The sequence below is a fragment of the Kitasatospora sp. NPDC057223 genome (assembly GCF_042669755.1).
In the GTDB taxonomy this organism is placed as follows: Bacteria; Actinomycetota; Actinomycetes; order Streptomycetales; family Streptomycetaceae; genus Kitasatospora.
Window position 1 is genome coordinate 1 of sequence record NZ_JBHUWW010000089.1, and the last position, 16,286, is coordinate 16,286.

At 71.2% G+C, this 16,286-nt stretch carries 17 protein-coding genes; 7 read left to right on the top strand and 10 right to left on the bottom strand.

The window, feature by feature from the left end:
- Positions 1 to 238 precede the first annotated feature (238 nt).
- Positions 239 to 1,447, bottom strand: a complete 1,209-nt coding sequence (locus ACFUK0_RS26860; protein ID WP_380254570.1) for an LCP family protein — start codon at positions 1,445 to 1,447, stop codon at positions 239 to 241.
- A gap of 235 nt (positions 1,448 to 1,682) precedes the next feature.
- On the opposite strand from ACFUK0_RS26860, the gene ACFUK0_RS26865 reads away from it, so the two are divergent.
- The 3 genes from ACFUK0_RS26865 (at position 1,683) to ACFUK0_RS26875 (ending at position 3,865) form a co-directional block, all read left to right on the top strand.
- Positions 1,683 to 3,020, top strand: a complete 1,338-nt coding sequence (locus ACFUK0_RS26865; RefSeq protein ID WP_380254572.1) for a UDP-glucose dehydrogenase family protein — start codon at positions 1,683 to 1,685, stop codon at positions 3,018 to 3,020.
- Between the two features lie 98 nt (positions 3,021 to 3,118).
- Complete coding sequence (locus tag ACFUK0_RS26870) at positions 3,119 to 3,532, top strand: CoA-binding protein (protein WP_380254574.1); 414 nt, start codon at positions 3,119 to 3,121, stop codon at positions 3,530 to 3,532.
- A 60-nt stretch (positions 3,533 to 3,592) separates the two neighbouring features.
- Positions 3,593 to 3,865, top strand: coding sequence for a DUF397 domain-containing protein (locus tag ACFUK0_RS26875; protein WP_380254576.1), 273 nt, complete (start codon positions 3,593 to 3,595; stop codon positions 3,863 to 3,865).
- 49 nt (positions 3,866 to 3,914) lie between these two features.
- On the opposite strand, the gene ACFUK0_RS26880 is transcribed toward ACFUK0_RS26875, so the two are convergent.
- Together ACFUK0_RS26880 and ACFUK0_RS26885 are read right to left on the bottom strand one after the other, a co-directional pair.
- On the bottom strand, positions 3,915 to 4,790 hold the full coding sequence (locus tag ACFUK0_RS26880) for a hypothetical protein (RefSeq protein WP_380254578.1): 876 nt from the start codon (positions 4,788 to 4,790) through the stop codon (positions 3,915 to 3,917).
- Positions 4,791 to 4,932: 142 nt separating this feature from the next.
- Positions 4,933 to 5,433, bottom strand: a complete 501-nt coding sequence (locus tag ACFUK0_RS26885; protein WP_380254580.1) for a hypothetical protein — start codon at positions 5,431 to 5,433, stop codon at positions 4,933 to 4,935.
- A 219-nt stretch (positions 5,434 to 5,652) separates the two neighbouring features.
- Here ACFUK0_RS26885 and ACFUK0_RS26890 point away from each other — a divergent pair, with 219 nt between their 5' ends.
- Positions 5,653 to 6,219 (top strand): HAD domain-containing protein, encoded by a 567-nt coding sequence (locus ACFUK0_RS26890; protein ID WP_380254582.1) that lies wholly within the window; start codon positions 5,653 to 5,655, stop codon positions 6,217 to 6,219.
- Between the two features lie 43 nt (positions 6,220 to 6,262).
- The gene (locus ACFUK0_RS26895) at positions 6,263 to 7,081 is read left to right on the top strand and encodes a class I SAM-dependent methyltransferase (protein ID WP_380254584.1); all 819 of its coding nucleotides are present in this window, start codon (positions 6,263 to 6,265) and stop codon (positions 7,079 to 7,081) included.
- On the opposite strand, the gene ACFUK0_RS26900 is transcribed toward ACFUK0_RS26895, so the two are convergent.
- The 5 genes from ACFUK0_RS26900 to ACFUK0_RS26920 form a co-directional block, all read right to left on the bottom strand.
- Positions 7,078 to 8,088 (bottom strand): hypothetical protein, encoded by a 1,011-nt coding sequence (locus ACFUK0_RS26900; RefSeq protein WP_380254586.1) that lies wholly within the window; start codon positions 8,086 to 8,088, stop codon positions 7,078 to 7,080. The two genes, ACFUK0_RS26895 and ACFUK0_RS26900, sit on opposite strands and share 4 nt — an antisense overlap.
- Positions 8,089 to 8,290: 202 nt before the next feature.
- Positions 8,291 to 8,479: a hypothetical protein gene (locus ACFUK0_RS26905; protein ID WP_380254588.1), complete on the bottom strand. Its 189-nt coding sequence runs from the start codon at positions 8,477 to 8,479 to the stop codon at positions 8,291 to 8,293.
- 78 nt (positions 8,480 to 8,557) lie between these two features.
- Positions 8,558 to 9,763, bottom strand: coding sequence for a dipeptidase (locus ACFUK0_RS26910; RefSeq protein WP_380254590.1), 1,206 nt, complete (start codon positions 9,761 to 9,763; stop codon positions 8,558 to 8,560).
- A gap of 57 nt (positions 9,764 to 9,820) precedes the next feature.
- The gene (gene purE, locus ACFUK0_RS26915; RefSeq protein ID WP_380254636.1) at positions 9,821 to 10,318 is read right to left on the bottom strand and encodes a 5-(carboxyamino)imidazole ribonucleotide mutase; all 498 of its coding nucleotides are present in this window, start codon (positions 10,316 to 10,318) and stop codon (positions 9,821 to 9,823) included.
- Between the two features lie 32 nt (positions 10,319 to 10,350).
- Positions 10,351 to 11,508: a 5-(carboxyamino)imidazole ribonucleotide synthase gene (locus ACFUK0_RS26920; RefSeq protein WP_380254592.1), complete on the bottom strand. Its 1,158-nt coding sequence runs from the start codon at positions 11,506 to 11,508 to the stop codon at positions 10,351 to 10,353.
- Between the two features lie 249 nt (positions 11,509 to 11,757).
- Here ACFUK0_RS26920 and ACFUK0_RS26925 point away from each other — a divergent pair, with 249 nt between their 5' ends.
- Positions 11,758 to 12,321: a GtrA family protein gene (locus ACFUK0_RS26925; protein WP_380254594.1), complete on the top strand. Its 564-nt coding sequence runs from the start codon at positions 11,758 to 11,760 to the stop codon at positions 12,319 to 12,321.
- Between the two features lie 141 nt (positions 12,322 to 12,462).
- Here ACFUK0_RS26925 and ACFUK0_RS26930 read toward each other — a convergent pair whose 3' ends face one another.
- Together ACFUK0_RS26930 and ACFUK0_RS26935 are read right to left on the bottom strand one after the other, a co-directional pair.
- Positions 12,463 to 13,710 (bottom strand): ATP-binding protein, encoded by a 1,248-nt coding sequence (locus tag ACFUK0_RS26930; protein WP_380254596.1) that lies wholly within the window; start codon positions 13,708 to 13,710, stop codon positions 12,463 to 12,465.
- A gap of 28 nt (positions 13,711 to 13,738) precedes the next feature.
- On the bottom strand, positions 13,739 to 14,413 hold the full coding sequence (locus tag ACFUK0_RS26935) for a response regulator transcription factor (RefSeq protein WP_073924168.1): 675 nt from the start codon (positions 14,411 to 14,413) through the stop codon (positions 13,739 to 13,741).
- Positions 14,414 to 14,744: 331 nt separating this feature from the next.
- Between ACFUK0_RS26935 and ACFUK0_RS26940 the strand changes: the two genes are divergently transcribed.
- On the top strand, positions 14,745 to 16,253 hold the full coding sequence (locus ACFUK0_RS26940) for a peptide MFS transporter (RefSeq protein ID WP_380254598.1): 1,509 nt from the start codon (positions 14,745 to 14,747) through the stop codon (positions 16,251 to 16,253).
- Positions 16,254 to 16,286: the final 33 nt, after the last annotated feature.

Genomic DNA, 16,286 nt, shown 5'->3' on the forward strand with positions numbered 1-16,286 from the left:
CGGCCGCGAACGGAGCGATCTTCGCCTCGGCCAGCGACCGCACCGCCTCACGGAGCATGTCGTGCTCCTCGGTGGTCCGGAAGAGATCGAAGTCCGCCCCTGCGCTGCCCGCCATGATGCCTCGCTCACCTAGTTAATTACCGTTAAGTAGATCCTAATTCTAGAGTTGGCCCCTGCCCAGCCCCGACGTGACGTGCACGACACCGGGGGCGTACGGAGCACGCCCCCGCGGGCGCGCTCAGGAGACGTCGGTGCCGAGCGTGTCGCCGGCCCGGTGGTCGCGGAAGTACTCCGCCATCCGGTCGTTGCGCATGGCCTCCCAGAGCTGGCGGGCCGGCTCCTCGGCCAGCAGGACGACGTCCTGGCCGCCGACCGTGTCGAAGCCGCCGAACGGCGCGTTCATGAACCGCACGTCGTCGGCCCGCAGTCCGCGCAGGCTCCACGCGAGGTCGTACAGGTCGGAGTTGGCGAGCCGGTCGTCCACGCTGACGACCTCGCCGACGGACTGCAGCAGGCCGCCGAGCCGGGCGGGGCTGGTGAGGGTGCCGGAGCTCATCACCGTGACCATCAGGGAGCGCAGGAAGTTCTGCTGCCGCTTGGTGCGGTCCAGGTCGCCGCCGGGCAGGCCGTAGCGCTCGCGGACGTACTGCAGCGCGTCGGCGCCGCCCATGTGGTGGGTGCCCGCGTCCCACTGGCGGCCGTCACCGGCGGCCTCGATGGTGCGCGGGATGGTGATGTCCACCCCGCCGACGGCGTCGGTGAGGGCCCGGAAGCCGTTCCAGTCGATCACCGCGATGTGGTCGATCCGGATGCCGGTGAGGTTCTGCACGGTCTCGGTCATCAGGGCCGGGCCGCCCCAGGAGTACGCGGCGTTGATCTTGGCGAGGCCGTGCCCCGGGATGTCGACCAGGGTGTCGCGGGCCAGCGAGACGAGCGAGGCGCTCTTCCGGTCGTCCGAGACGTGCAGCAGCATCATGGTGTCGCTGCGGGCCGCTCCGGCCTGCCAGGCGGGGGCCTTGGCGCTGCTGCCGGTGGTGCCGCCCTCGGCTCGGGCGTCCAGGCCGACCAGCAGGAAGTTCAGGCCGTGGCCGGGGACGGCCTGCGGCTGTGCGGACGCCGGCGCGGACGGGAAGGCGTGCGGGATGCGGGGGACGGACGAGGCGTAGTGCTCCACCGTGCCGTAGACGCCGGCGACGGCGATGCCGACCAGGACGAGCAGGGTGGCGAGCGCCCAGAGCAGGACCCGGCGGGCCCGGCGCCGCCTGCGCGGCAGCGGCGGCTCGTCTGCCTCGGGCCGGCCCTCGAACAGGCTGAGGCCGCCCGGGCCGTCGCCGGCCGGGTCAGGGTCCGGGCCCGGGGGCGGGGCCGGGTCGGTGTGGGAGTCGTGGAGGTCTGCGAAGTCTTCGGGCTCGGCTGGCTCGTCCTGGCTGTCGACCTTCGGATCCATTGGGGCATTGTGCCGCCGGTCACACCCAACGCGCCCGGCCCGTAAGGAAATTCGTCACAGCAGTCGGGTTCGGGGTCGCGGCGGTGCGCGGATTACCCGGGTATGTCCGGCCGTGAGCGACGGGTTACACCGGCTCCGGGGGCGGATAGCATCGGTCATTGCGCCACGCCACGGCCGGCGGGCGCGACCGGCCCGGCATGCCCGGCACGTCCGAACAGTTCGCAAAGGGGAACCCGTGGCCCTCCGCATCTCAGTGATCGGCACCGGCTACCTCGGTGCCACCCACGCCGCCTGCCTGGCGGAGTTCGGCTTCGAGGTGCTCGGCCTGGACATCGACCCGGACAAGATCGCCACGCTCACCGCGGGCCGGGTCCCGATGTACGAGCCCGGCCTGTCCGAGCTCCTGGTCAAGCACGTCGCCGGGCACGAGGGCTCCACCGGCCGGCTGCGCTTCACCTCCTCGCCCCAGGAGGCCGCCGAGTTCGGCGACGTCCACTTCATCTGCGTCAACACCCCCCAGCGCAAGGGCGAGTTCGCGGCCGACATGAGCTACGTCGACGCGGCCGTCGACTCGATCGCGCCGTACCTGACCCGGCCCACCCTGGTGGTCGGCAAGTCGACCGTGCCGGTGGGCAGCGCCAGCCGGCTGGTCGAGCGCCTGGCCGCCCTGGCGCCGGTCGGGGAGGCCGCCGAGCTGGCCTGGAACCCCGAGTTCCTGCGCGAGGGCTTCGCCGTCGGCGACACCCTGCACCCGGACCGGATCGTCGTCGGCGTCCGTACCGAGCGGGCCGAGGAGCTGCTGCGCGAGGTGTACGCGACGCCGATCGCCGAGGGCGTCCCGTTCGTCGTCACCGACTTCGCCACCGCCGAGCTGGTCAAGGCCGCCGCGAACTCCTTCCTGGCCACCAAGATCTCCTTCATCAACGCGATGGCCGAGGTCTGCGAGAGCGCCGGCGCGGACGTCACCCAGCTCAGCAAGGCCCTCTCCTACGACGAACGGATCGGCGGCAAGTTCCTCAACGCCGGGCTCGGCTTCGGCGGCGGCTGCCTGCCCAAGGACATCCGCGCGTTCATGGCCCGCGCCGGCGAGCTCGGCGCCGACCAGGCCCTGACGTTCCTGCGCGAGGTCGACTCGATCAACATGCGGCGCCGCTCCCGGATGGTCGAGCTGGCCCGAGAGCAGTGCGGCGGCGGCTTCCTCGGCCGGCAGGTGGCCGTCCTCGGGGCCGCGTTCAAGCCCAACTCGGACGACATCCGCGACTCCCCCGCACTCAACGTGGCCGCGCAGATCCAGCTCCAGGGCGCCCAGGTCACCGTGTACGACCCCAAGGCGATGGACAACGCCCGCAAGATGTTCCCCAGCCTCGCCTACGCCGACAGCCCGCTGGAGGCCGCCGAGGGGGCCCATGTCGTGCTGCACCTCACCGAGTGGCAGGAGTTCCGCGAGCTGGACCCGGCCGCCCTCGGCGCCGTCGTCACCGAACGCCGTCTGGTGGACGGCCGCAACGTCCTCGACGGCGCGGCCTGGCGCGCCGCCGGCTGGACGTACCGCGCGATGGGCCGCCCCAGCTGAGCCCGGGCGGTCCGGACCCGGACGGCCGGACGGCTGACCGGGCGGGCGGCTGACCGGGCGGGCGGAATGAGCGCGTCCGCCGGCCGGTTGGAGCAGGCATGACGACGTACGGCGACGACGCGGCGGTCCGCGAGATCCTCACCGGCACCGGAGACGTGTGGGCGGTGGTCGGCCTGTCCAACAACACGGCCCGCGCCGCGTACGGCGTCGCCCGGGTGCTCCAGCGCTACGGCAAGCGGATCGTCCCCGTCCACCCCAGGGCGGAGACCGTCCTCGGCGAACAGGGCTACGCCACCCTCGCCGACATCCCGTTCCCGGTCGACGTGGTGGACGTCTTCGTCAACTCCGCGCTGGCCGGCGCCGTCGCCGACGAGGCGGTGGCCGCCGGTGCCAAGGCCGTCTGGTTCCAGCTCGACGTGATCGACGAAGCCGCCTACCGTCGGACCACCGACGCCGGGCTCACCATGGTGATGAACCGCTGCCCGGCGATCGAGATCCCGCTGCTCGACTGACCCTGGACGCCCCCGGACCGACCCCGGACGAACCGGGACCGACCTCAGGAGCCCGCACCGATGACGGACGCACCTCTGACCGACGCACCGATGACCGACGCACCGAAGTCCTCGCCCAAGCCCGTGCTCGACCTCACCGACGCCACCTGGCTGGCCGCCCCCGACCACCTGGACGGCCCCCAGATCGCCTTCGTCGGCGGCCACATCGCGATGCGCAACGGCGCCGACCCCGACGGCCCGGTCCTGGTCTTCACCCCGGGCGAGTGGGAGGCCTTCCGACTCGGCGCGATGGACGGCGAGTTCGACATCGGCTACGAGCCGAAGCCCGCCTGAGCACGGACTGCCGGCAGCGGCAGGGCTCGACCCTCGTACGGCTGGGCGGTCACCCACTCGGGTGGCCGCCCGACCACGAGTGACGGCTCTCCAGCGCGATGGCAGTGTCGTCTGCGTCATGCCGCTCGACGTCGTCCGCGACGAAGGGCTCGTCAACCTCCACACTGACAACTCGCTGCGACGGATTCGTGAGTTCCAGGCCGGAGAGGTGTCTCTGCAGTCTCTTGGCCATGGGAAGGTAGGTCGCAAGAGTGAGGCCGCCGGAAACAACTGCCCCAACGACGGGAATGGCCTTCGCGACGGTCTTTGCGAAGGTCTTTTTTGTCATCTCGACGCCGATGTAGCCCGCGACTTTTTTCACTATGGGATAGATGACGCCTTTGGTGAGTGCCTTCTGCGGCAGCTTCTTGGCCACCTGCTCCGCCATCATCCCCGCGACCTTCCCTACAGCGGCGTTCGCTGATTGAGCGCCGAACATCACGCCGACGAAGAGCGTGAGCACTCCCTTGTTTGCGTCGTCGAGGTCATCGCTGTCATCTGCGAACAGATCGGGCCAGCTGTAGAGGTAGGCGAGCTTCTGCGCGATTCGCAGCATGTGCCCGAAGTACTGGGCGACGTCGGCGGGCACGGTGGCGGGGAGGAAGATCAGGCCCGGCATCCCGGCAGCCGCAGAGAGAGCGCTGACCTTGGTTGTTTCGTAGCTGATTGAGCTGTTGGCCAGTCTGTCCAGAACCTCGAGGGGGATGCCCGCCGCCGCAGGAGTCTTCTCGATGGCCCTGCGTATCTCGTCCTCGGAGAAGTGCCGAGCCAGCGTCTGCCGGAGATACGCCTCCCTGTTGATACGGACGCCCGGAAGGTTTGCTGCACGCACCAACATCGCGGAGAACCGCAACTCCGGGTTCTCGCTCACTCTGCTCATAGCCATAGCAGGAAGCTACAGCAATCGAAGGGTACGGACTCCCACCCAAACTGCCTCTGGCATAAGGAAGTTGGGCCGACAAGGCGGTGGAGCCCCACCAGATCGAGAGATCGAGAACCTGGCCTGACCACGAGACGCCCCTCATCCCTCAGAACCCGGCGAGCCAGCCAATCTTGCGCAGTGTCGGCACCAGACGGGTGAGGACGTAAGCGTAGACAGGAGTGAAGGAGTCGTCAGCATCGAAATGGATCTCATGCTGACCACGCCCGGGCTCGCCCGAGGCGGGATCAAGCGGGGAAGCCAGGCTGACCCCCGGGTTGCCGAGAAGCTGCGCGAACCAGGCTGGATTGCAGGCAACAACGAGGTCCTGAACCGTAAGGGAGCGCCGGCGGCGCGGCCGTTCCCGGCCGTCCTCCGGGACAGCGAGGTACGCCAGGATTCGGCGTCGGTCGACGTTCACATGATGGATGCCCGCACGCTCGCGGTTGAACAACTGGGTAAGACGAGCCGGCATCTCGGGCAGCATTTCAGTGCGGCGCAGAACGACATCGCGCTCATCGTCAAAAGTCCATGCCGTGTCGCGAATGACAAGCGGGGGCCGACCGGGGATCTCCAGGCACCAGTCAGTCGCCCGGCCTGCGCTCGCCACGCCACTACAGGTTTGACCTTGGACGAGGATTTGATCTGGCTTTTCCGTGAGTCTGAAGACCATGTGCAGGCGACTGTCTCCGAGTGGTGTGAGTTGGTTGATCGTACTGCGCAGGACGAAGCCGCGGGGCCCGCTCCTGACATACGGTCAGAAGAGACCAGATCGAAACCTGGAAGGACGCCTCGCCTGGGTGGCCTGCCGCATCGCTATCGTGCAGGCGTGACCCGTTCCGTGCCGCGCCCGCTGCTCTTCCTCGACGTCGACGGGCCGCTGATCCCGTTCGGCGCGACACCGGAGGAGCGTCCGGGCGGGTATCCGACCTACCGGGCAGGCCCCGGCCCGGCGGGCGCCGAGGCGAATCCGCTGCTGGACCGGATCGATCCCGGGAACGGGCCCCGGCTGGCCGCGCTCGGGTGCGAACTGGTCTGGGCCACAACGTGGGTGGCCGACGCCAACCGGTACGTCGCCCCGCGCCTCGGCCTGCCGGAGTCGGCCGTGGTGGACTGGCCCGATCCGTCCGACGCGGACGAACGGGCCGACGAGCGGGCCGGACTGCACTGGAAGACCCGCCCTCTCGTCGACCGGGCGGCCGGGCGCCCCTTCGTCTGGGTCGACGACGAGATCACCGACGCCGACCGCCGCTGGGTGGCCGACCACCACCGGGGCCGGGCCCTGCTCCACCGCGTCGATCCCCGTCGCGGCCTGACCGACGCGGACTTCCGCACGATCGGCGAGTGGCTGCAGGGGCTGAGCGGGCCGGACGATGCGGGTACGCCGGTGCGGTGAAAGCCCGAGCGGCGTCCGTCCCGGTCGTGCCAGGATGCCTGGCATGTCTGCTCGTGCACTGAGCTTCGGCGCGATCGCGGGAGCCTACGAACGGTTCCGTCCGGGGTATCCCGAAGAGCTCTTCGACCTGGTGGCCGCCTATGCGGGCCGACCCGTCCGGACGGCGCTGGAGATCGGCGCGGGGACGGGCAAGGCGACCCGGCTGTTCGCCGGGCGCGGAGTCGCGGTCACGGCGACGGATCCCGACCCGGCCATGCTCACCGAACTGCGCAGGGCGGTACCCGCGAACGTGACGGCGGTGCGGGCCGCGTTCGAGGATCTGCGGCCGGGCCGGACGTACGGGTTGGTCTACGCGGCGGCGGCCCTGCACTGGACGCGTCCGGAGGGCCGGTGGGCGCGGGTGGCCGCGCTGCTCGGGCCGGCGGGCGTGTTCGCCAACTTCGGCGGCCCGGTCCAGCTCGCCGACCAGGCTGTCGAGGACGCCGTGCGGGGGGCGCGGGCGCCGTTCCTGGAGAGCGACGGGATTCCGTCTCCCGACGGGACCGCTCCCGGCGAGGCGATGCAGTGGCCGGGCACCGAGCTGCAACGGTCCCGACTGTTCACCGACGTCCGGCAGGCCGTCATCACCCGGCGGCTGACCGTGAGCGCTCCCGACTACGTCGGCTACCTGTCGACCGTCTCGGCGTATCTCCAACTGCCGCAACCGAGGCGGCAGCAGGCGTACGACGCGATCGCGCGGGCGCTGCCCGAGACGGTCGGGATCGACGCCGACATCACCGTCCATCTCGCCCGCAGGGCGGGCCACGCCCGTCCGGACACCCTCGCCGACGGCCCTGCGGGCGACCCTGCACGCGCAGCCTAGACCGGGAGTGGTGCCTCACCACGGATGATGCGGCGGGCGCGGGCGACGCCTCGGCGGTTGCGTTCGGCGGTGGCGGCGTCCGGGCCGGTGGCGGGGTGGGCCGCACCGGTGCAGCGGGCGCAGCGGGTTCCGGGGCGGGGCACGGGGCCCGCGCAGTGGGTGCACTCGTGCAGCGTCCGGGGCGGGGCCGCCGGAGCCGCCGGGGCGGGCATCTTGCGCTCCAGGCGGGTGCGGAGGAAGGCCTCGGGGGCATGGATGCGGTCGGGCAGGCCGGTGAGCAGGGCGTCGCGCAGGCGGTCGGTGCTGCGGTCGTGGGCCAGCCACCGGGTGACGAGCGGGGCGAGGGCGAGGGCCTCGGGCAGGCCGATGCGCAGTCGGGTGTCCTGGGCGGTCAGGCCGCAGAGGAGCTTGGCCGCCGTGGCGGCGGCGTCCGGGTCCAGCGGCGCCGCCGGGGGCGCTGCCAGCGGCGCTGCCACGGGCGCCTTCGCCACCGGGGGTCGGGCCTTGCGGACGGCCTTCGCCCGGGCGGCGGCAGTGGCGGCGGGGTGGGAGGTGTTCCCTCCCTTCTTCTCCCCCGAAGGGGAAGTGCCGAGCATCCGGGTCGCCGCTCCACCGAGTGCCGGGTTTCGACCTTCGGCGGCCCGGGCGGCCTCACGGGAGGCCTCGCGGGCCGCTTCGGCCTCCGCCCAGGCGGCGGCGATCTCCTGCGGGTCCGTCAGCGGCACGGAGGTGAGCAGTGTGCGGGTGGTCCAGGTGCCCTTGGTGGGGTGCTGGGTGCGCTGGACGTGCAGGTAGCCCTCGCCGAGGAGTTGCGTACGGGCACCCGAGACGGCCGTCCGTCCCTCCGGCATGCGGGCGCCGATGGTCAGCAGGGTGTCCCGGCTGCCCTCGGGCAGGGAGAGGCCCCACAGCAGCAGCGTCTTCGCCGTGGCCTTCAGCCGGCCGTGCCGGATGATCTCGTGCGACGCCCTCAAGTACCTTTCGGGCGCGATAAAGTGAACATGCATGCGGAGTTCTCTCTCCCTGTGCCGGACCCCGGGGTGTTAACGGCACCGCCGGGGTCAACCATGTCTGGATCACCGCAAAGTAGCACGCAGCGACGCCGACATCGCCCTCAGTAGGCGCGACCGCAGGGCCACGCGCCCCCTGCGCACGGGAGAGCCCAACCGGGCGCCGCAGCTCACTCGTTGTGCAGCACCTTCGCGATCGTCAGCCGGGCCGCCGACCCAGTACCGGTTGGGCGCCGGCCGCGACGCGATGACCGAACTGCGGCACCTGCTCGACCTCCTCGCACCTGCCCGGGACGGCGACGCCGACGCCGACGCCGAGCACGATCTGCCGCCGCAGCCCGGCCTCGACGGGCAGCCCGCCGATCGACCGGATCGCGTACCGGATCATCCGCCGCACCCAGGCCGTCGTCCTCGCCTACGAGACCGGCCTGGTGACCCCGGGGCAGGCCACCGGGTAGCACGGTGCTCAGGCCTGCCCCGGAGCGCCGTCCAGCTGCTCGATGGTGGCGATGGACGGGCGGCGGGTGCGCCGGAGGTCACGGGCGGCGTCCTCGGCGGCGCGCAGGACGCGGACGGCGTTGTGCCAGGTGAGCTTGGCGAGGTCGGCCTCGGACCAGTGGCGGCCGAGGAGTTCGGCGATCAGGTTGGGGTAGCCGGAGACGTCGTCCAGGCCGGCCGGGAGGAAGGCGACGCCGTCGAAGTCGCCGCCGATGCCGAGGTGGTCGATGCCGGCCACCTCGCGCATGTGGTCCAGGTGGTCGGCGACGGTGGAGACGGTGGCGACCGGGCGCGGGTGGAGGGCGTCGAAGGCGTGGTGGGCCTCCATCGCGGCGGGGGTGGTGTCGAAGGGATGGAAGCCGTGGGCGCGCATGTTCTCCTCGGCGGCGACCGTCCACTCGGCGGCGGCGGGCAGGACGAACTGCGGGACGAAGGTGGCCATCGCGATGCCGCCGTTGGCGGGCAGCGCCGCGAGCACGTCGTCGGGGATGTTGCGCGGGTGGTCGCAGACGGCGCGGGCGGAGGAGTGCGAGAAGATCACCGGCACCTCGGTGACCCGCAGGGCGTCCCGCATCGTGTCGGCGGAGACGTGCGAGAGGTCGACCAGCATGCCGAGGCGGTTCATCTCGCGGACGACCTCCTCGCCGAAGCGGGTGAGGCCGCCGGCCACCGGCTTGTCGGTGGCGGAGTCGGCCCACGGCAGGTTGTCGTTGTGAGTGAGCGTCATGTACCGCACGCCGAGCCGGTACAGGGCGCGCAGGGTGGCGAGCGAGGAGTTGATGCTGTGGCCGCCCTCGGCGCCCATCAGGGAGGCGATCCGGCCCTCGGCACGGGCGGCCTCGATGTCGTCGGCGGTGAAGGCGAGCCGCAGCCGGTCCGGGTGGCGGTCGGTCAGCGCCCGGACGAAGTCGATCTGCTCCAGGGTCGCGCTGACGGCCTTGTCCCCGGCGAAGTCGGCGCGCACGTACACCGACCAGAACTGCGCGCCGACCCCGCCCGCGGCGAGGCGGACGAGGTCGGTGTGCAGGCGGCTGCTCTGGTCGGCCGCCAGGTCCACGGCGTCGAGGTCGTAGCCGGCGTGGTGCCGCATCGCCCAGGGGAGGTCGTTGTGACCGTCCACCACCGGGGCGTCGCGGAGCAGGGACTTGGCGCGGTCGAGCATCTCGGAGGTCATACGACCTGTTGTATCCCGAGCCTCTTAATCCGAACCGGTAGGCGCCGGGCCCGGGTCCTACTTGCCGAAGCCGAAGGAGCCGGAGCCGGCGACCTTGGCGCGCAGCTTCTTGCCCTTCTCGGTGGCCTGGTTGTTCAGTTCGGCCTGGAACTCGGTCATCCGCTCGGTCAGCTCCGGGTCGAAGGCCGCGAGGATCCGGACGGCGAGCAGGCCCGCGTTGCGCGCGCCCGCGACCGAGACGGTGGCGACCGGCACGCCGGCCGGCATCTGGACGATCGACAGCAGGCTGTCCATGCCGTCCAGGTACCGCAGCGGCACCGGCACGCCGATGACCGGCAGCGGGGTGACGGAGGCGAGCATGCCCGGCAGGTGGGCGGCGCCGCCGGCGCCCGCGATGATCGCCTTCAGGCCGCGGGTGTGCGCGTTCTCGCCGTACGCGACCATCTCGCGCGGCATCCGGTGCGCGGAGACGACGTCGACCTCGTACGGGATCTCGAACTCGTCGAGCGCCTGGGCGGCGGCCTCCATCACGGGCCAGTCGGAGTCCGAGCCCATGACGATGCCGACGACGGGAGCAGTAGGGGTACTCACTCGGTGATCGTTCCTCGCAGGTAGGCGGCCGCGTGGCGGGCGCGCTCGCGGACGTCGTCGAGGTCGTCCCCGAAGACGTTGACGTGGCCGACCTTGCGGCCGGGCTTCACGTCCTTCCCGTACATGTGGATGCGCAGGCCGGGGTCACGGGCCATGCAGTGCAGGAAGGCGTGGTACATGTCCGGGTAGTCGCCGCCCAGGACGTTGACCATCACGGTCCACTTCGCGCGCGGGCGCGGGTCGCCGAGCGGCAGGTCGAGGACGGCCCGGAGGTGGTTCTCGAACTGCGAGGTGACGGAGCCGTCCTGCGTCCAGTGCCCGGAGTTGTGCGGGCGCATCGCCAGCTCGTTCACCAGGATCCGGCCGTCGCGGGTCTGGAACAGCTCCACCGCGAGGTGGCCGGTGATGTCGAGGTCGCCGGCGATCCGCAGGGCCAGCGCCTGGGCCTCGGCCGCGAGCTCCGGCGCGAGCTCCGGCGCGGGCGCCGTCACCTCGGCGCAGACGCCGTTCTCCTGGAGGCTCTCCACCACCGGGTACGCCACCGCCTGGCCGCTGGGCGAACGCACCACGTTGGCGGCCAGCTCGCGCAGGAAGTCGACCTTCTCCTCGGCCAGCACCTGGACACCGGCCAGGAACGGCGCGTGCGCCTGCTCCTCGTCGTCGACGACCCAGACACCCTTGCCGTCGTAGCCGCCGCGGACGGTCTTCAGGACGACGGGGTAACCCGCGCCCTCCTCGGCGAACGCGGTGACGTCCGCCGGGTCGGCGACCAGGCGGTGCCGCGGGCACGGGACGCCGATCGAGTCCAGCTTGGCCCGCATCACGCCCTTGTCCTGGGCGTTGACCAGCGCCTCCGGGCCGGGCCGGACGGCGATGCCGTCGGCCTGGAGGGCCCGCAGGTGCTCGGTCGGCACGTGCTCGTGGTCGAAGGTGATCACGTCGCAGTCGGCCGCGAAGCGGCGCAGCGTGTCGAGATCGCGGTAGTCGCCGAGAACGACGTCGGAGACCACCTGCGCGGCGGAGTCCTGGGGGGTGTCGGCGAGAAGCTTGAAGCGCACGCCGAGCGGAATGCCCGCCTGGTGCATCATGCGGGCGAGCTGCCCGCCGCCGATCACGCCCACCACTGGAAAATTCGCCTTGCCCGGGAAAGTCACCCTGCAAGGATATCCGGGCCGGTGGGGGGTGATGGACGAGCCGCCTGCGCCGGCGCCCCGACTCGTCGGACAGGCCCCCGGAACGGCTGCGGGGAGCCCTCGTTGACGTGGCTCTCACCTGGAGCGAGTAGCCTGGTTCGCCGGGTCCCGGAGCGCGCTGATCGGATCATGTGTGTGCGGCGGACTCCCGGGGGACTGAGCAACCGCCCAGCCGCCCCCTCGTCCCGCAGGCACAGGAGACAGCCGGGTATGACGACCACCGCCCCATCGCGACCTTCCCTCGTCCAGCGTCTGCGCGAGGTCTCCTCCGGCGAGGTGGTCAAGTTCGGCATCGTCGGTCTCGTCGGCGTCGTCGTGAACTTCGGCGTCTCCAACGCGGTGCTGCACCTCACCGGCTGGGCCCCCGTCCGCTGCTCGGTGATCGGCACGGCCGTCGCCATCGCCGCCAACTACCTCGGCTACCGCTACTGGGTCTACCGCGACAGCGACGCGGCCTCCCGGCGCCGGGAGATCACCCTGTTCCTGATCTTCAGCGGCATCGGCATGCTGATCGAGAACGGCACGGTCTGGTTCACCCGGTACACCCTCGACCTGACCGGCATCCTGGCCTACAACCTGTCGAAGGTCGTCGGAACGGGCCTCGGCACGCTGTTCCGCTTCTTCTCGTACCGGACCTGGGTCTTCAAGGCCATCCCGGAGCTCCCCGAGGCCGAAGCCGGAGCCGGAGCGGAAGGCACCGTCGGGGCCGAGCCCGTCGTCGTCGCACAGGCCGAGCGCCTGCTGGCCGGCGAAGAGATCCAGTACGCCAAGTAGTACGGCTGCCAGTACTACTTGCTCCGCCCCGGACCCCGCCTAACCTTCCTGGCGGCTCCGCCCCAGACCCCGCCTATCCTTCCTGGCGGCTCCGCCCCAGACCCCGCCTATCCTTCCTGGCGGCTCCGCCCCAGACCCCGCCTATCCTTCCTGGCGGCTCCGCCCCAGGAAGAGCGCGAACACCGGCGGCCGCAGCGACAGCAGTTCCAGCCGGCCGCCGTCCGCCTCCGCGAGGTCGCGGGCGACGGCGAGGCCGATGCCCGTCGAGTTGCGGCCGCTGACGGCGCGCTCGAAGACCCGGTTGCCCAGTTCGAGCGGGACGCCCGCGCCCTCGTCCTGGACCTCGACCACCAGCGTGGTGCCGGACGGCCGGACCCGGAGGGTGATCAGGCCGGCGCCGTGCATCAGCGAGTTCTCGATCAGGGTGGCGAGCACCTGGGCGACGGTGCCGGGGGTGCCGACCGCCGCCACCCCGCGCAGGCCCTCGACCTGGAGCACCCGGCCGGTGCCCCGCAGTGAGGGCCCCCACTCCTCGACCTGCTGCTTGATGACCTCGTCCAGGTCGAAGGAGACGGCGGTCGGGCTGCGCGGGTCGCGCTGGTTGGTGAGCAGGCGCTGCACCACGTCGGTGAGCCGCTCGACCTGCTGGAGGGCGATGGTCGCCTCCTCCCGGACGGTCTCCGGCTCCTCGGCGACGGCGGTGATCTCCTCCAGCCGCATGGAGAGCGCGGTGAGCGGGGTGCGCAGCTGGTGCGAGGCGTCGGCGGCGAGACGCCGCTCGGCGGTGAGCATCCGGGCGATCCGCTCGGCGCTGATGTCCAGGACCTCCGCCACCCGGTCGAGTTCGGGGACGCCGTAGCGGCGGTCGCGGGGGCGCGGGTCGCCGGAGCCGAGCCGTTCGGCGGTCTCGGCGAGGTCGGTGAGCGGCCGGGCCAGGCGCTTGGCCTGCCAGACGGCGAGGGCCACGGCGGCCTGGACGGCGAGCAGGGCGACGACGCCGAGCAGCAGCAGCATGTTGGCGATCTCGTGGTCGACCGCCGCGCGGGACTGCTCGACGATCACCGTCTCGCCGCTGGCGCCCCGCTCGACGGCCTTGATGAGGTGGCTGCCCTCGGGCCGTTCGCCGGTGGAGACCAGCGCCTGGCCGGGGATGTCCACCTCGACGTAGCTGTTGTCGGTGACCTGGGTGGCGAACTTGTCGCCGGTGACCGGCTCGCCGGCCGCGAGCCGGTCCTCGACCAGGGCGAGGACCCGTACGGCCGTCGCGTCCACCCGGTCCTGGGCGGAGTTGACGATGGTGCGCTTCTCGACCAGCGCGAGCGGTACGCAGAACACCACGACGACCACCAGGACGACGCCCAGCAGCGAGTTGATCATCCGGCGTTTCACGCTGCTGCTCCTGGAGGGTCTTGCGGGATCAGTTCTTCTCGAAGCGGAAGCCGACGCCGCGCACGGTCGCGATGTAGCGGGGGTTGGCGGCGTCGTCGCCCAGCTTCTTGCGCAGCCAGGAGATGTGCATGTCGAGGGTCTTGGTCGAGGTCCACCAGGTGGTGTCCCAGACCTGGCGCATGATCTCCTCGCGGGTGACCACCCGGCCGGCGTCCCTGACCAGGACGCGCAGGAGTTCGAACTCCTTGGCGGAGAGGGTCAGCTCCTCCTCGCCGAGCCAGGCCCGGTGCGACTCGATGTCGATCTTCACGCCGTGCGCGCCGGTGGTGAGCTGGTCGACGTTGCCGCGCCGCAGCAGCGCCCGGACCCGGGCGAGCAGCTCGGCCAGCCGGAACGGCTTGGTGACGTAGTCGTCGGCGCCCGCGTCCAGGCCGACCACCGTGTCGACCTCGTCGGCGCGGGCGGTGAGCACCAGGACGGGGCAGCTCTTGCCGTCCGCGCGCAGACGGCGGCAGACCTCCAGCCCGTCCATCTCGGGCAGGCCGAGGTCGAGGACGACGAGATCGACCTCTTCGGTGAGTCCGGCGGCGAGCGCGGCCGGGCCGTCCTCGCGGACGAGCACCTCGTAGCCCTCGCGTCGCAGGGCGCGGGCCAGCGGTTCGGAGATCGCCGGATCGTCCTCGGCGAGCAGCACACAGGTCATGTGGCGATCGTAGTCCGCCGGGGTGCCGCCGATGACCCAGTGAGGTAGTTCACAGAGCGTGATCGTTCCCGGAGCAGGGCCACGGTCCGGGGACATTTCGGAAAACTGTATCTTCGTCGAAGAATCTGCGATCTGATCTTGACTTCAAAGGCATTCATTCGGATCTGCCATTGATATGCGACATGTGCCGACGGAATTCTTTACCTGCGCCTTACCCTGCCATCGCCGTTCGCCAGCGGAGGCGACCCGAATCGGCCACGTACAGTGGTTTGGCTCCCGTCGGCCACCACCCCTCGGCCGGCGGGCCCCACGCAGCAAGGAACCCTTACTCATGGCGTCATCGACCCTGGAGGCCGGCACCCAGCGGCCGGTCTCCCCCGGCGGCAGGACCTTCCTCGGGCACCCCCGGGGCCTTGCCACCCTCTTCATGACCGAGATGTGGGAACGCTTCAGCTTCTACGGAATGCGTGCCCTGCTGGTGCTCTACCTGGTCGCCGGCACCTCCGACGGCGGGCTCGGGTACACCGCCGCCGTCGGCGCCGCGATCTACAGCGTCTACAACGCGATGCTCTACCTGCTCGCCCTGCCGGGCGGCTGGCTCGCCGACCGGTTCTGGGGGGCCCGCCGGACGGTGGCCGTCGGCGGCTGCATCATCATGACCGGCCACTTCCTGCTGGCCGTGCCGTCCACCGCGTCGTTCTTCGCCGGGCTCGGCCTGATCGCCGTCGGCTCCGGCCTGCTGAAGGCCAACATCTCCACGATGGTCGGCCACCTGTACGACGGGCCGAACGACCCGCGCCGTGACGGCGGCTTCACCATCTTCTACATGGGCATCAACCTCGGCGCCTTCGTGGCCCCGCTGGTGATCGGCACCATCGGCCAGAACGTGAGCTGGCACCTGGGCTTCGCGCTGGCCGGCGTCGGCATGGCCCTGGGCCTGGTCCAGTACCTGCTCGGCACCCGGCACCTCAGCGCCCGCAGCGACGTGGTGGCCTCGCCGATCACGCCCGCCGAGAAGTCCGCGGTGCTGCGCAAGGCGGCGTTCTGGCTGGCCCTGACCGCCGTCTTCTTCACCGTCGTCGCGCTGTCCGGCCGGATGACCGTCGACTGGGTGATCTGGCCGCTGTCGATCGCCGGTATCGCCGTCCCGGTCGTCTACTTCGCCCGGATCAAGCGGGACAAGGACCTGGACGAGGCCGAGCAGTCCCGGATGAGCGGCTACATCTGGTTCTTCGTGGCCGCCGCCGTGTTCTGGATGATCTACGACCAGTCCGGCTCCACGCTCAACATCTTCGCCACCGACTCGACCGCCTCCACGCTGTTCGGCTTCAGCTTCCCGTCCAGCTGGTTCCAGTCGCTGAACCCGCTCTACATCATGGCGCTGGCCCCGGTCTTCGCCTGGCTCTGGGTCTGGCTGGCACGGCGCCGCAAGAACCCCAGCACCACCATGAAGTTCGCCGTCGGCCTCCTGCTGATCGGCGCGTCCTTCCTGGTCATGATGCTGGCGATGGCCGCCGCGGCCGGCGGCGGCCGGGTCTCGCCGCTCTGGCTGGCGATGGTCTACCTGATCCAGACCGTCGGCGAGCTGACGCTCTCCCCCGTCGGCCTGTCGGTCACCACCAAGCTGGCCCCCGCCAAGTACGGCAGCCAGATGATGGGCCTGTGGTTCCTCGCCGTCACGGCGGGCGACTGCGTGGCCGCCCTGATGCAGCTGGTGATCGGCGACGCGACCGGCTCCACCTGGTACTTCGCCGTCCAGGGCGTGCTGGCGATCATCGCCGGCCTCGCGCTGACGATGTACCGCCGGAGGGTCGTCGCCCTGATGGGCGACGTGCACTGAGACCGACGCGCACGTCGAAGGGGCCGGTACGGA

Bases quoted from the DNA above. Each gene is read 5' to 3' on its own strand.
- purE (WP_380254636.1), bottom strand. From the start codon at position 10,318: ATGGGCTCGGACTCCGACTGGCCCGTGATGGAGGCCGCCGCCCAGGCG.
- ACFUK0_RS26910 (WP_380254590.1), bottom strand. From the start codon at position 9,763: ATGACCTCCGAGATGCTCGACCGCGCCAAGTCCCTGCTCCGCGACGCC.
- ACFUK0_RS26935 (WP_073924168.1), bottom strand. From the start codon at position 14,413: ATGACCTGTGTGCTGCTCGCCGAGGACGATCCGGCGATCTCCGAACCG.
- ACFUK0_RS26860 (WP_380254570.1), bottom strand. From the start codon at position 1,447: ATGGATCCGAAGGTCGACAGCCAGGACGAGCCAGCCGAGCCCGAAGAC.
- ACFUK0_RS26895 (WP_380254584.1), top strand. From the start codon at position 6,263: ATGTCTGCTCGTGCACTGAGCTTCGGCGCGATCGCGGGAGCCTACGAA.
- ACFUK0_RS26925 (WP_380254594.1), top strand. From the start codon at position 11,758: ATGACGACCACCGCCCCATCGCGACCTTCCCTCGTCCAGCGTCTGCGC.
- ACFUK0_RS26940 (WP_380254598.1), top strand. From the start codon at position 14,745: ATGGCGTCATCGACCCTGGAGGCCGGCACCCAGCGGCCGGTCTCCCCC.
- ACFUK0_RS26900 (WP_380254586.1), bottom strand. From the start codon at position 8,088: ATGCATGTTCACTTTATCGCGCCCGAAAGGTACTTGAGGGCGTCGCAC.
- ACFUK0_RS26880 (WP_380254578.1), bottom strand. From the start codon at position 4,790: ATGGCTATGAGCAGAGTGAGCGAGAACCCGGAGTTGCGGTTCTCCGCG.
- ACFUK0_RS26905 (WP_380254588.1), bottom strand. From the start codon at position 8,479: ATGATCCGGTACGCGATCCGGTCGATCGGCGGGCTGCCCGTCGAGGCC.
- ACFUK0_RS26870 (WP_380254574.1), top strand. From the start codon at position 3,119: ATGACGACGTACGGCGACGACGCGGCGGTCCGCGAGATCCTCACCGGC.
- ACFUK0_RS26875 (WP_380254576.1), top strand. From the start codon at position 3,593: ATGACGGACGCACCTCTGACCGACGCACCGATGACCGACGCACCGAAG.